Annotated in this window: 11 protein-coding genes; 7 read left to right on the top strand and 4 right to left on the bottom strand. The window is 40.7% G+C overall.

The window, feature by feature from the left end; all coding sequences use genetic code 11:
• The first annotated feature begins 333 nt into the window (after positions 1–333).
• The 5 genes from M23134_RS41850 to M23134_RS22325 all read left to right on the top strand — a co-directional run bounded on the left by M23134_RS41850 (position 334) and on the right by M23134_RS22325 (position 9,274).
• Positions 334–1,965, top strand: coding sequence for an ankyrin repeat domain-containing protein (locus M23134_RS41850; RefSeq protein ID WP_004156332.1), 1,632 nt, complete (start codon positions 334–336; stop codon positions 1,963–1,965).
• Between the two features lie 149 nt (positions 1,966–2,114).
• Positions 2,115–3,842, top strand: a complete 1,728-nt coding sequence (locus M23134_RS22340) for a hypothetical protein (protein WP_004156331.1) — start codon at positions 2,115–2,117, stop codon at positions 3,840–3,842.
• A 92-nt stretch (positions 3,843–3,934) separates the two neighbouring features.
• Positions 3,935–6,280, top strand: a complete 2,346-nt coding sequence (locus M23134_RS22335) for an ATP-binding protein (RefSeq protein ID WP_004156330.1) — start codon at positions 3,935–3,937, stop codon at positions 6,278–6,280.
• A gap of 260 nt (positions 6,281–6,540) precedes the next feature.
• Complete coding sequence (locus M23134_RS22330; protein ID WP_004156329.1) at positions 6,541–8,841, top strand: tetratricopeptide repeat-containing sensor histidine kinase; 2,301 nt, start codon at positions 6,541–6,543, stop codon at positions 8,839–8,841.
• 160 nt (positions 8,842–9,001) lie between these two features.
• Positions 9,002–9,274, top strand: coding sequence for a TM2 domain-containing protein (locus M23134_RS22325; RefSeq protein ID WP_004156328.1), 273 nt, complete (start codon positions 9,002–9,004; stop codon positions 9,272–9,274).
• An 8-nt stretch (positions 9,275–9,282) separates the two neighbouring features.
• Here M23134_RS22325 and M23134_RS22320 read toward each other — a convergent pair whose 3' ends face one another.
• The 3 genes from M23134_RS22320 to M23134_RS22310 all read right to left on the bottom strand — a co-directional run bounded on the left by M23134_RS22320 (position 9,283) and on the right by M23134_RS22310 (position 11,994).
• Complete coding sequence (locus M23134_RS22320; RefSeq protein WP_045114118.1) at positions 9,283–9,585, bottom strand: hypothetical protein; 303 nt, start codon at positions 9,583–9,585, stop codon at positions 9,283–9,285.
• Between the two features lie 18 nt (positions 9,586–9,603).
• Positions 9,604–10,557 carry a hypothetical protein gene (locus tag M23134_RS22315; RefSeq protein WP_004156325.1) on the bottom strand — a complete coding sequence of 318 codons (954 nt, stop codon included), beginning with the start codon at positions 10,555–10,557 and terminating at the stop codon, positions 9,604–9,606.
• Between the two features lie 102 nt (positions 10,558–10,659).
• The gene (locus M23134_RS22310) at positions 10,660–11,994 is read right to left on the bottom strand and encodes a hypothetical protein (protein ID WP_004156323.1); all 1,335 of its coding nucleotides are present in this window, start codon (positions 11,992–11,994) and stop codon (positions 10,660–10,662) included.
• Between the two features lie 541 nt (positions 11,995–12,535).
• Between M23134_RS22310 and M23134_RS22305 the strand changes: the two genes are divergently transcribed.
• Entirely contained in the window at positions 12,536–12,925 is a 390-nt protein-coding gene (locus M23134_RS22305) for a DUF3127 domain-containing protein (protein WP_004156321.1), read from the top strand.
• A gap of 85 nt (positions 12,926–13,010) precedes the next feature.
• Positions 13,011–13,961 carry a hypothetical protein gene (locus M23134_RS22300; protein ID WP_045114116.1) on the top strand — a complete coding sequence of 317 codons (951 nt, stop codon included), beginning with the start codon at positions 13,011–13,013 and terminating at the stop codon, positions 13,959–13,961.
• Positions 13,962–13,963: 2 nt separating this feature from the next.
• Here the strand turns inward: M23134_RS22300 and M23134_RS22295 are convergent.
• Positions 13,964–14,239, bottom strand: a 276-nt coding sequence (locus M23134_RS22295; RefSeq protein ID WP_045114115.1) for an acyl carrier protein phosphodiesterase, incomplete at its 5' end; no start/stop codon positions are given.

The raw sequence follows: 14,239 nt of genomic DNA, 5'->3' as shown, positions 1-14,239 counted from the left end.
AAGCAGTTTCAGTAATGAGGCTGCTTTTTTTAGCTTAAGTAGTACCTATAAAAAACACCTATCGGCAACTTTTTTAGCTATGAGCCGTTCGGTCATTATTAATACAGCCAGTTTAGACAAGCTTTTACCTTATTTTAACCGCGGCTTGCCCAAAATAAAAGCGTTTTTTAGTGAGTATTTAGGCACCTGTTCAACCTAGAGGTAAGAGGTCTTTAGCAAAGTTTGTAAGAAATATGACTTTGTGATAATGCTGGCTTATTGATATTTGGAATACTGCTTGGTACAGTATATTTTGTATTATAACTGACAAATGTTCACCAACTTTTCTATCTCATGGAAGTATTATATATCCCTGACGAAAGCCTCCTCCAAGCCCTGCAAGAACACACCTCCGATACAGTGATTCCCGAAAAGCTAGCTTATATTACCGAACTGGAATGGAACTATGACCGTCCCGATGCCCATCTTATTGGATGGGATAAAATAGTAGACTTATCAGGGCTTGAGCTTTGTCGCAACCTCAGGGTATTGATGTTGGACGGCAACGCAATCACAGACCTTGCCCCATTGATGGCTTTGAAAAACCTGGAAGAAATGTGGTTGATAGGCAATCCAATACATTCTTTGGAACCCTTACGTAATAAACCCCGGCTCAAACTGTTGGCATTAGCCCATTGTCAAACCATACAAGACCTGCATCCTTTAGCCAACCTGCCTGAACTTACCCACCTCAATATAGCATACACTGGTGTAACTGATATTACCCCTTTGACTCATCTACCACATTTGCTCGACCTCAACTTGTCGGGTTTGTCAATAGACCATACCCACCAAGCCTCACAACGTGCTGCATTGATTGAAATGTTGACGAATGGAGTCAACATAAAAATGGAAGGTATACAACCGCTCGAAAAAGAGGCAAGCCGACGTCTGGAAGACAGTGTAAACCTACCCCAAAATAATTTGATCGAGTTTTTGAGACGTAATAGAGGCTTTAAACTTGCCGACTTCATTACCGAGCATGGAATCGACGGAAGAATGGATACTGGCTTTGGACGCAACGCCGAAAATTTATCTATCTTGCATATAGCCCTGGAGCCCCCCTCAGGCGACTACCACGATGAGTTACAAAACCGACAAGAGGTGGTTAAGCGGCTCATTGACGAAGGTGCCCCCCTTGAATACCGCACCAATTATGGATCTACTCCCTTGGTATATTATTTAATGAACAACCCAGAAGCACGCCTACCTACCGTCAAGCTTTTGATAAATGCAGGGGCAGACATTCACACGCACAACGAAGGTCGGATATCGCCTCTGTCTGCTGCTGCCCAAATTCGCCGCGACGATATTGTCCATTACCTGATAGAAGCTGGTGCCAATATACACGATCCTTTTGTGTTAAAAGCTTTTGTGCAAAGAGGTTTCAACGAATTGGTGATTCGTGCTTTGCAAGAGGGCTACGGCAACAAACAATCTCACAAGTTGGGTAATTTGCTACTAGATGCTATTCTGAAAGATAATTTGCCTATTGCCCGCTTGTTGCTCGACAAGGGAGCCAACCCTAACGGCAACATCCACTACAGTGCTTTTTACAATGTACGCAGTGCCCAGGCAGTAGAGCTGTTGGTAGCTGCCGGGGCAGATATAACCAGGGTAGACGATCGTGGGCAAAACTCGCTGCATAAAATAGCCTGGGGACATCACATAGACGCTGCCAGGGCGTTGGTAAAACATGGCTGCCCAGTAATCGCTGACCACAATGGCAACTTGCCTATTCACCTCATTAGTTACCAAGGTTGTAATGCAGCCAAATGCAAGGCAACCGTTCGTTTTTTTGTAGAAGAGCTGGGCATAAATATCAACACACCTAACCAAGCTGGGCAAATCTTGTATGACTTGAATAATCATTATGATTTTGAGGTTTTTTTGACCAGTATGGGAGCCAAAGGTGCTCAAACATAATTTTTACTTTTCGGTTAAAATATCGCCTGCGTTTTTTTATTGAATTTACTTCACTACACGCTGCCTTACACCCTTTGGTTCTCCAAACGAGCCAATGTTGGTCTTTTGACTACAAAGCACAACAAAACCCCTGAAACCTAAGAGGATGTATGAAAAAAATCTACTTGCTTACACGCAATAGGTGGAAATACAGAGAGTACCAACGTTTTTTTGCTTACTACAACATTGAGGTAGTGATGCAAAACGACTTTGAATATTTTGAAGATACCGCCGGGCTTATGACTGCCTATGTGCATTTGTTGCAAAACGACCACAAGGTGTTGAATGTATTGTTTGACGAAACCCAGCTATTCCGCGAAAGCGACCAAAAACCCCTGGGCAATATTGATGCGCAAACCGATGGAATGTTGGTCTACGCGACTACTACTCTCTACTATTTTGGGAAGGATAAAAAAGTGGCTACCATCAGTGCTGCGCCTCACCGGGGAGTAATTGATTATTCGGCAAAAAGCCCGGATAAAAAACGCTATGGCTGGGACGATGTTTTTGTGCTCCGCCCATTGGGTTTGTCGTATCAGCAGCTCAAGCAACGTGGAATGAAAAACCATGGGCGACAAGAAGCATTGGCTAAGTTTGCCCTGCAGTTTTTGTACTATAGCCAAGGCATCGATTTAAACTTCAATGCACTGGAGCAAAAGCAAGCCATTGAGTTTTCGGAAGCTATTTTTAAATTGGTAGCCACCCACCCTTTGATCAACTCACCCACAGTAAAGGCAAATAAACTGACGCATTTGTTTGACTATGCACTTAACAATGGTGGTTTTTTTCGATCGGCAAGAAACCGTCGCCAAAAAAACTACTGGGCGCCTGGCTTAAACGCGGGCATTCCACTGGTGCCTAAAAAAGACGAAGTTCATGAGATTACTTTTTTTGTTCACGACTTGTGCCATTTTGTATTGCCCGATCTGGTATATAGCGGCGAAGATGCCCCGTTGTACGACAAGGTGTATGTCATCTACCGGATGCTCTCTGAGGCATTGACTTTGGTAATAGCCGATATGTGTTTTGTACACGCGCTGGTGCAAGATGGAGTGCCATACGATTTTTCCAAAAGAAAAATTTACCCTTTGTACCAGGCAATTTTGAAAAAACACCCTGATATTTCGCTGAATGAACTATGGGCAGCCAATGTGCAGTATTGTTTGCTGGGCGACGATTCGCACTATAAGTACTTGATTACTAAGGAAGACCGACCAGTGTTGAAAGCTTTTAAAGCAAAGTATGAGACTTTTTTTGTGGGAGATTTTCGTTGGACAAAGCACAACCTGCAATACATGAAAAACAACGCAGGGGTTTTTGCTCATTGGCATACCAGTAATCGTGAAGTATTTGCCCAGCAGGGCTTATGGAGTATTCAGGATTTTACCCACCAAAAACTAGGATTGAACCTTGACACACCACTAAGCAATACCGCGCTGGTACACCAGGTACGCGATGTGGTAGTGCAACATTATTGTCAGGTGATGGAAGGTAATTTTGTATGGACACAAGCCGAAAAATTATCTAACTCTTTTAAGAAATATATGCTGGGGCAAATGCTTATTTTTTATAAAATGGATTTTTTGCCTTATAGCCAGTTTTTGCAAAAAAAATTCAATGATGCTTTGTTGCACCAAAGTTTTGATTTACCCTTCATCAGGCGTTATAGACAAATGTATGCCGATTATTTGGATATGCTGGAAACCGATTATCACCTGATTCATAAAGACGATGTAGAAACTTATAAGGAGGTATACCCTATCTTTGATAGTTTTTATGTGTTTTATGACCGTGCACCAGAGGCAAAGGCATCGCTCAAAAAGATGCTCGATTTTTAGATCACTTGCGAAGGTGGAGATATTCATTTTTTTGACTATATTAAAAGTACAAAATTAGTTTTGTTGCTTTTAATAGTAAGTGTTATCCATTAATGAAGTTTTTTACAGGCATATTGCTTTTTCTGAAATGTATCGTCATTGTACCACCGTTGTTTGCACAAAATACAGCCGTTGATAGCCTTGCACAGTTGCTGGAAGCTTCTCCCAAAGTACCCAAAACACACATCAATCTACTGCTGAAGATAGCCGAAAATAAACTGCACATCAACCATCAAGAGGCGCTTGTATACAGCAAACAAGCACTGGAGCTGAGCCAAAAATATAGCTTGCCACTCAAAACAGCCCAATCTTACAAAATGCTGGGCTTGCTCTACCGACAGAAAAATGACTTTGCTTTGTGCAAGAAAAACTATGAACTTGCCATAGAAGCATTTAAAAAACTGGACAGAATACTAGAAGTAGCCAATATCTATGTATCTATGGGCATCATTCATCGTCGGCAGGCAAATTACACCGAGTCTTTGCGGTTGTTGTTTAAAGGAATGGACGTTTTTGAAGCCACCAACAATGAAACAGGTAAAGCAAGGGTGTATAACTCTATTGCCATTACTTATGGCGAACTAGGGGTATATAGCAAGTCAATGGATTATAACTTTAAGTCCTTGCACATTTATAAAAACAACCATAACCAAGATAAATATGCCTTGGTATTGGGGGATATTGCTTATGGGTATTATAAAAAAAATGATTTTAAACCAGCCCTTAGGCTAAGTCGTGAGTCGGAATTGTTGAGTCGCAAGATAAACAAGCCCATTGCCGAACTTTGGGCAATTGGGATACGGGGGTTGGTATACGAAAAACAGCGCAAATATAAAGAGGCCATCGCCATATTGGAAAAAGTAACGCAGGGCTTTGGGAAAATTAAAGCCCGTTACCTAGAAACTTTATTTAAAACTCACCTGGGCTATGCATTGGCATCGGCCAAACAATACAGCCGCGCCGAAGAAATACTGGCTTTTACTTTGGCTGATGCAAAAAAACGCAAAACGGGCGAGTTATGGGTGTTGTCGCTATTGGGCTTGTACCATATTCATAAAAACCAACAAGAAGCCAACAAAGCGCTTTATTATCAGGGGCGCTATATAGAGGTGCGCGATAGTTTGTATAACCAACACAAAAACCAAGAGTTTTCGAGCATGCAATTGTCGTTTCAAATGGACAAAGAACGAGTGCTGAGTCAACAAATGCTTGCCCAAAAACAATTGGAAATTGATAATAAAAATCTTGCCCTTAAACAGCAAAATACTTTGCTCTATACTTCGGCCATTATAGCTTTGTTATTGATTGTTATCATTGTATATATTTTCCGAAGCAGACAAAGACAAATCAAGTTTAACCAAACTCTGGCAAAACACAACCAGGAGATAAATGAGAGAAAAAAAGAAATTGTACAACAGACAGAAGAACTGCGCGCTACCAATGAGCGTCTACTCAGGCTGGATGAGTTTAAACAACGCATGACGGGTATGATTGTACACGACCTCAAAAACCCTTTGAATGCCATTATTGGGTTGTCGGGCAAGAAATATTCGCCTCAGTTTCAAAAAACCATCCACCAATCGGGCATACGCATGCTACATTTGGTAATGAATATTTTGGATGTGCAACGCTTCGAAGAAGCACAAATACAGTTGAACCTTCAACCACAATTGCTTAAACAGGTTGTGCAACAAGCCCACGAACAGGTAAGTTTGTCGCTGGCCGAAAAAGGCGTTTTGTTTAGACAAGATGTACCCGAAAACTTAACCATAAAAGCAGATGAAGCACTCATTGTGAGGGTGTTTGTCAACTTGTTTAACAACGCCATTAAGTACACACCAGCACAAGGTAAAATTACCGTCACTCTGGAAGATATGCCAGGAAGTAACTTTCAGAAAATATTGGTAAACGATACAGGCAAAGGCATTGCAGCTCATTTTATTGCCCAGGTATTTAATAAATTTAGTCGGCAAACTTCGCCCGCTCAAAGGGTGCACTCTTCGGGGTTGGGGCTTACCTTTTGCAAACAAGTAATAGAAGCCCATACGGGCGAAATAGGGGTACAATCGGAAGAAGGTAAAGGGAGCACATTTTGGTTTACGTTGCCCAAAACTGTCATACCAAACGACTCTTTAATTTATCGGCAAGGATTGGCGGCAGCAACACCCGAGGGTTCCCGGAGAAAAAACGGCGGCTTTAATTTACAGGAAAAAGCGATTTTAATACCTTATGTCCATCAGTTGCAAAAAATGGAAATCTATGAACTTACCGCCATTAAAAATATTTTAGGACAATTGCCCAAAGACAATGAGGCAATACAACAATGGAAAAAAGAGTTGGAGAATACGCTCTACTCTTGGAATGAAGTGCGGTTTAAAGAATTGTTGGCCTTTGTTTAATCAATCGCTGGAGAGCAATTAAACAAACTCAAGTTTACTCACAAAATAAGCATATGTTTTTCAAAGATGAAGCAACGCTTTCTGAACTTGTTTTGGGGGATTTCGCAACCCGCTAAAGCTCGGTGTAACGCATCTAATTCAAAAAATCATCCTAAAACCTCCTGTAAACGACCACTTTAACCGCAGGAGGTTTGCCTCCAAGCTCTGTGAAATAAACAAAACACTTAACCTACTCACTGCCAACGAATTAAATAAAAGATATGCATAAATTTCACCTGATCATCATTTACTGTTTGTGGAGTCTGCTGAACTTTTCACAGGTGGCTTATGCTCAACCCAAAAATGCAAAAGCAGATAGCTTGAACCACTTGCTCAATACCAAACTCAGCGATAAACAACGGGTAGACGTATTGCTCAAATTGATCAATACCTATATTATCAAATATCCCGAAAAGGCATACCAACACTGTAAAAAAGCGCTGGATATTTCGCTGCGAATTGGTTATGACAAAGGAGTTGCCCGCAGTTATGATCGTTTAGGGTTATATTACAAACACGCCAATGACTTCGAGAAGGGGTTGAGCTACCACCTGAAAGGGCTCAAAATATATGAGAAAATGAACGACCAAAGGGGCATTGCCTCCTCGTTGGGTAATATTGGAGTAGTACACAAGAACCTAAAAAATTATGACAAAGCTTTTGAGTACCAACTGAGGGCACTTAAACTCATGAAGGCACTCAAACAAGAAGGCATGGTGGCCAATACGCTCAACAATATAGGGCTGCTTTACCTAAAAACTGATCGATACAAAAAAGCACTGGAGTATTTTAAAGAAACCCTAAAACTAGATCAAAAAACCAATTATGCTTTAGGAATTGGTGGCGACTATAGCAACATTTCGTTGGTGTGGTATTATCTCAAAGACTATGACAAGGCAATTGCGAATGAAAAAAAGGCCCTAAAAATCAGAGAGAAAATTAAACACGCCCAAGGGATGGTGATTTCTTACCATAACATTGGCGATATTTATCTGGAAACCCAACAATATGACCTGGCGCTTGAACATTTCAAAAAATCGTTGGCAAAAGCCAAAAAAATAAAAGCCAAGTTCCACATTGCCAAGGCTTACAATGGGCTATCGAAGGCTTATGAAGCCAGACGCAACTATAAAAAAGCGCTGGAGTTTCATCAAAAGTTCAAAGCGCACAATGACTCAGTGTTTAACCTGGATAAAAACAAACAAGTGGCTAGAATGCAAACCTTGTATGAAACCGAAAAAAAAGAACAGGAAAACAAGATTTTGCGTCAGGAAAGCCAAATGCAGGAAGATGAAATCGCCAAGCAACGGCTCCTCAACCTGCTTGTAAGCATTGCCCTGCTGATTACCCTGGGATTTATTTATATGGTATACAGGCTTTATCGTCAAAAAAAGAAGAGCTTTCAACAGCTACAGCAGCTCAACGAGGAGGTAAATACCCAAAACGAAGTATTGCAACAAAAGCAAGAAGAAATATTACAACAACAAGAAACACTGTCGATGCAAAATGCTGCCATTACTGAGCAAAAAGAAGAAATTGAGCTACAGACAGAGACTCTACAGGCAACCAATAAACAATTGATTGCCCTGGATAAGTTTAAGCAAAGCATGACAGGTATGATTGTGCATGACCTGAAGAACCCCCTCAATACTATTATAGGTTTATCTGAAGGAGAATATTCGCCCCATTTTCAGCAAAACATCAACCAGTCGGGCAAGCAAATGCTCAACCTGGTAATGAATATACTGGACGTACAACGTTTTGAAGAAACCGAGGTACAACTCAACGCTCAACCTCACCTCCTAAAAAAACTCGTACAAACCGCTCACCAAAGGGTAAACTTATTGCTTGCCGACAAAGGAGTGGTGTTTGAGTCTGATATTCCCCAAGAGCTGACCCTCCAGGCAGACGAAGAATTAATCATCAGGGTGTTTGTCAACTTGTTTAACAATGCCATTAAGTATACCCCAAATGGAGGCAAAATTAGTGTAACACGAGAAAGTTTGTCGGAGGGTGCTTTTCATAAAATATTAATCCACGATACCGGGGCAGGCATAGCACCTGAATTTATTGATACTATTTTTGATCGCTTTACCCAACGAAACCCCAAAAACCGCTCTACTGGCTTGGGGCTTACCTTTTGTAAACTGGTGGTAGAGAGTCATCAAGGGCAAATAGGAGTGCAATCAGAAGAGAACAAAGGCAGTACTTTTTGGCTTACTCTACCCAAAGCTGATGACCAACAAAGGTTGCACACCACCATTGACCAAACTGATCAGGTAGAGTCTGATACTGTAAATATAAAAGCCTGGGAACTCAACACTCAGGAAGAAGCAGTGCTTCGGGAGATAACCAATGAGCTTAAGCAGTACGAAATATACGAAGTATCGGCAATAAAAAAGGTGCTAAAAAAACTGCCTGCCTCTGAGGGGCGGATTGCCCACTGGAAACAAGCACTGGAAGATACTTTATATTCCTGGAATGAAACCAGGTATAAAGAACTGCTCGAAGTACCCGATTAAATATACAGCTGCCTGATTTTTGACATTTTTTGTTGTAGCCTGAGGAGAGGCTTAAACTAACTCACTACTTATAATCAATCATTGATCACTTTTGAAATGCAATTTTGCAACGAAATTTGTATACTTGTAGTACCTGTTTTCACTACTCGAACTAAGAACTATGATAGGGCAAAAAAAACAAAAAATAATAGCCGTGGGGCTTGCACTCACTTTAGGCACCTTGGGTTTTCACCGTTTTTATTTAGGTCAAAAAAGCATGGGGGTTAGTTACTTACTCGCCAGTTGTACCATCATTGGTTTGCCCATTGTTTTGGGCATAGCAGTTGTCGATTGCATTGGCTTAATGGCCCTGCCATACCACGAGTTTGAGCGACGTTACAACCCCCAACTAATGATGGGCAAAGCATACCCTTACCACAAAGAAAGCTTGTAATTTCAGTATTACCCTGATGTTTTAATATCATTCAAGGTAGTATTTTCCAGCAACTCTTTTCCTTCCTTTTTTCCTTGCCCGGTAAGCTGCCCCAGCAAATAACAGGCTTTAGCTCTGCTAAACTGCCCCATCATATAAATGAGGCGACGCAAATTACCATCTGCCTGTGGGGTAACAATCGCTTGTTTTGCTCTAAATACCAAGCCACAATCCATACACTGAAGTGGATTGATATTCTGTGCTTCGTATCCAAACCCGTGCAACGATATTTTACCTGAGTTGCAGTCGGGACAATTTACTTGATGGCTCATTGATTATGTTTTTTTGATTTAATTAGATGTTATTCGTGCAACCTTTACTCTATAGTATTGGTATGCTTCCTGGCTGGTGCCTTGCGGAAAACTTTGTTTGATAACGTATTCTTTGGTAGCCCCTGCTGACAAAGGTAAATCGCCTGACTTAAGCACGTAAAAGTTGTTTTGCACAATGGCACTCCCATTTTTGTGGTACCAGGTCACCGCTATCTTTAGCTCAGTAATGGCATTTTGTCCGGTATTTTTAAAGCTACACGTGGCGTGATGCGAGGTGCGATTGCCAAACAATGTTTTAAAGGTACTCTTCACCTCTGCTACTTGTAAATAACCCTTGGCAGATGGCACTACCACCAACCCATCAGGAAGCCCTTTTGTAGCAGTTTGGTCAATGTTTTTAGATACCGTCATCGGCTTGGGCACTTGCGTTGCAGGGGTCATTTCTTCGTTTTGAAAAAGTATCCAGGCACATACCCCAAAAGCAATCAGTCCAAAAATTAATAGTAACTTTTGGGTCTTTAACCGTCTTTTTCGAGGAGGCAATGATTGCTCGTTGGCAAGCTTGCTCACAATCATATGCGATTGGGCATTTTCGGGTGATACTTGTAAGCATTTTCGGGCGTAAGCCAACGCATTTTCACGGTCTTGTGGTTGTTGCTTGGCCTGCCAGCGCTGTTTGAAAGCATAGGCGATGCCTGCAAGTGGTTGCGGATGATGGGGGCGAATGCGCAAGGTTTGCTCATACTCTTTAATGGCCTCTGTCCAGTTTTGATAGGTCAAAAAGCCTTCTGCCCTGGCATTATGAGCATCAGCCACCTCTTGGGCTGCCTGCCAGTCTGCTTCGGTCATTCCAGCACCCAAAGCCACTTCTTTTAGCTCTTGCTCGGTCAGTGGTTGGTTTTCGCGCGCTTGTTGCACCTCAAACAACTTGCTGATGTATGCCTCAATCATTTTATCAGAATTATCCATCATATTATCAAGAAATAATTGTGGGTTTAGAAATGAGTAAAAAATAAATTTCCCTGATAAGCCAGGGCTGTAAACAGCTTTAGGTCAGTAATTTGCAAACCATTTCTAAAGTGTCACTGAGTCTACCACTATGCGGTAGCGCCCAGGATTTTTTACTTTAGCATCAGACAATAGCACACTGCTGCTATAAAGACGCATAGTGCCCGGCAATATGTGGGGACTGAGAATGGTGACAACATAGCATTTTTTAGTAAAGATTACCTCATTTTGATCATTGAACCACTCAAACCTCAAGGTCAAGCCCTTGAACAATAATTTACCAGTGTTTTTTATTTCAAGCAAAAATTTATAAGACCGATACCCCTTTCTATAAGATTTAGATACGCTGTTTTGCCTGCCTCTTATTTCAATCGCTGCATTGGCAGGTTGGCTGGTTCCCCAGGTAAACTCAACCTTTTCTGAAGGTTCAAACTTTTCTGGAGCGGCTACTTTGCTTATGGTTTGTACACTTAGTTTTGCCTTGGCAATGGCTGCTAAAGGTTGGTCTTTTACATATTTGAGAATTTTAATCGGTATATCGTCGCCACTGCGATAAGAGGGAAATAAAAAGCTGATGGCATTGTAGTTTTTGGTAAAAAGCAATTTGTCTGCTTTGTCAAATAACTCCAACTTAAGTTGAAGTTTCGACACAATCATTTTATTTACTTTAAAGCTTCCCACCAGTTCATAAGCATAAGAGTGACGATACACGTCTACACCTGATGTATAGGGTTTAAAAACTAACCCTTCAGATTTTTTATTGACCACAACCTTCAATGGCACATCCCATTCTCTAGTTTCGAAGGTATATTTTTTAGTATTGATGGTTTTGGTTACTGGCTTATACGCTACTTTTTTACTGTTGCGCGTCCACAAAAACGCACTGACTGCCTGCCACTGGTTGCCGTTCCAGCTAAAACGCTTCACCTCTATTACACCCTGGCTTTTTTTCTTAAAAACTTCTTTACCTTTTACCTTTTGTCCATCGGGCAAAAACTTGTCGTACTCAATAGTAAAACCTTTTTTGGTGACTTCGGAGAGCACCCCTTCGGTAGTTTGTCCATCGTCGCTAAAAGTAAACTGTTTTATTTTACCCAAAAAAGGGTTCAGGGCTAAGGTACCTTTAGTACCAGGACGTAAGTCGTTGGTACCTAAATAATAATACCTGGTAAAATTGATAATTCTTTTATCGAGCGCCAGTGTAAATACTACTTCGCCTGTGTTGGTAGTTTTGCTCGATTGCTGCATTTTATCTTTGATGATCCACTTGTTGCTCGCCAAAAACTGTAAATGGCTCATGGGGTCTACTTCGGTTTGTGCAATAGCAGTTTGACAAACCAAGGCAACATACAATGCAAAAAACCAATGCATTTTTTTCTGAATCTTCCAGGTAGTATTCATAATTTAAAAAATTAGTTGGGTTGGTAAAACTTGCTTACCCGAATGGTATTACTTGCGGCTTATTTTAGATCAAAGTACTCCATCGTGAAAACGACAATAAAAAATAAATTTGTTTCTAACAAATTGCACAACATTGGTAGCTTATGCATAAGTACTCAATTATACTAAAAAAGTTGGCGGCAAAGTCAAACACTCACCAACACTTCACCATATAAATCTTCACACACACTTACAAAATAAAAGCTTCGCTGCTTTGTAGCTGCAAAAAACAAAAAAAATAATTATCTTAGCATTTAGAAATGGACAAAAAATAACTTTCCCCGATAAGTCAGGATTGTGAGCTTTTTAGCCTCTGGCAGAACTCGCAAAAGGAACCTCATATCAGAGCAAAACCTTTCCCTCAAAACCGGGAACTTATTTTATAACCATTCTTTAGTTACAAATGCTTATAAAACAAATACAGATTGCCCATAAAAGGGAAGTTTATGAGTTTTTTTGTAAGTATTTATTTATACAATAAGCTTATATATATAAACAATCAATGCTAGAAATTAATGGAGTACTTCGTCAGGTATTGCCTCTAGAAAGCGGGCAAGGACGCAACGGAGAATGGAAAAAACAAAGTTTTGTTATCGAAACTATGGACCAGTATCCTAAATCGGTTTGTATTACTATGTGGGGCGACAAAATTGACCGCCTACAGCAGTTTAATCTTGGCGATGAAATCAAAGCTTCTATCAATATAGAATCACGGGAATATAATGGTAAATGGTATACTGATGTAAAGGCATGGAGAATCGATGCGCTTAATCAAGCAAGTACTCCTGCTGCTGGTAACAACCCAAATACACCTATGCCTGAGCCTCCTCCCTTTGAAGAAACTTTCAACCTCAAGTCTGACGATACCGAGCAAGACGACTTGCCGTTCTAAATATTTGGCCTCTGGCTAACAGTCACTAAGGGTGATCAATGGTTTGCTCGAAAACCTCATTTGATCACCCTATTTTTTTATCATTATGAAAACAACCTCTCCCCTACTCACCCTCACCTTTTGCTTGGTTATGTCTACTATTTTTGCCCAAAAAACACCTTTCTTTCACATTAAACACGCTCCTTATTCCAAGAAGAGATCGCAACAAATGAAAAAGAAATTGAAAAAATATGAGGCAAAGTTAAGCGAAAACGAACAATTAAAAATTGTAAGAGGCATACTAACTAACAAGCTTCTAAAATCTCCTATATACTACAACCCGGCTACTTTTGGCAAACCCAATAAAGACGAGCACATGGCAGAGCGCCTGTATTGGGTGCTCGACTTTGACCAGGATAAAACTGTAGACCTGGTGCTTATTTTTAATACTTACTTTGGTCCTACCCCTGGCTACTATTTTTACTTCAACCACAAAGGTAAGTTTGAGTATGTGTACGACAATGCTGGCCAATTTGTACTCATCAGACACAAACGTAAACAGACTTTTTTACAACACGCTATATTCATTATAGATGAACAAGAAACCCAAATTTCCCAGACATTTGTGTACAACCACACCGCACAATCGTATGTGGCAAGCCCTAAACTATACTATGCTTCGCAAAGTAAGTTGCCTAAAAAAATTGCCCTTAAACCCTCTCTGGTTACCCTCACCAAAGTAAGCCAGGCAAGATACAGCCCACAAGTAGACGATACCCCTGCCAAAAAGATAAAAGAAGGGGAATACAACCAATATAAAGCCACCAAAACACTTTGGGGCAATGTGGTAGCAAAATATGCTAAAGGAGCTAAAGGTTATGTGCTGGCTACACAAAGTGGATGGGCATTTGTGGCATTTTTGCCTGATAGCAAGCTGATAAAGACAAGTTTAAGGCACGGAATGGACGAAGGATACGATCAAAAAAACAATCAAACAACTCCACCAAAGATAAGTCCTTATATCTGTGGATGGATTCCTCAAAACAGTTTTAGGTAAACCTATACCTCGGTATGAATTTTTGATAAAAATGCATTGATATAAACAATCATATCCGGAAAAAACACATTAAAATCATTTTCAAACTCACGATAGCCTGTTTCCAGGTTTTTGATTGCCAACTCAATCTTTGAGTCATATTGTGTGCGCATGCTAATACGTTCACTTACCCTGGTGAGCGCTCTGCCTATGTTTTCGAGGTTTGCGTACCCTGCCAACCAGTTTTGCTTGATCATATGAGGTAGCAACTCTTGTACTTTTGGGGGCAAAATATCCAT

The organism is Microscilla marina ATCC 23134, assembly GCF_000169175.1.
GTDB lineage: Bacteria > Bacteroidota > Bacteroidia > Cytophagales > Microscillaceae > Microscilla > Microscilla marina.
Note: the sequence above shows the minus strand (reverse complement) of the source record. Positions and strands in the feature narration are given on the sequence as shown.

What these genes read in the sequence shown, in the direction of transcription:
- M23134_RS41850 (WP_004156332.1), top strand. Translation starts at nt 334, where the DNA reads ATGGAAGTATTATATATCCCTGACGAAAGCCTCCTCCAAGCCCTGCAA.
- M23134_RS22340 (WP_004156331.1), top strand. Translation starts at nt 2,115, where the DNA reads ATGAAAAAAATCTACTTGCTTACACGCAATAGGTGGAAATACAGAGAG.
- M23134_RS22335 (WP_004156330.1), top strand. Translation starts at nt 3,935, where the DNA reads ATGAAGTTTTTTACAGGCATATTGCTTTTTCTGAAATGTATCGTCATT.
- M23134_RS22330 (WP_004156329.1), top strand. Translation starts at nt 6,541, where the DNA reads ATGCATAAATTTCACCTGATCATCATTTACTGTTTGTGGAGTCTGCTG.
- M23134_RS22325 (WP_004156328.1), top strand. Translation starts at nt 9,002, where the DNA reads ATGATAGGGCAAAAAAAACAAAAAATAATAGCCGTGGGGCTTGCACTC.
- M23134_RS22320 (WP_045114118.1), bottom strand. Translation starts at nt 9,585, where the DNA reads ATGAGCCATCAAGTAAATTGTCCCGACTGCAACTCAGGTAAAATATCG.
- M23134_RS22315 (WP_004156325.1), bottom strand. Translation starts at nt 10,557, where the DNA reads ATGATGGATAATTCTGATAAAATGATTGAGGCATACATCAGCAAGTTG.
- M23134_RS22310 (WP_004156323.1), bottom strand. Translation starts at nt 11,994, where the DNA reads ATGAATACTACCTGGAAGATTCAGAAAAAAATGCATTGGTTTTTTGCA.
- M23134_RS22305 (WP_004156321.1), top strand. Translation starts at nt 12,536, where the DNA reads ATGCTAGAAATTAATGGAGTACTTCGTCAGGTATTGCCTCTAGAAAGC.
- M23134_RS22300 (WP_045114116.1), top strand. Translation starts at nt 13,011, where the DNA reads ATGAAAACAACCTCTCCCCTACTCACCCTCACCTTTTGCTTGGTTATG.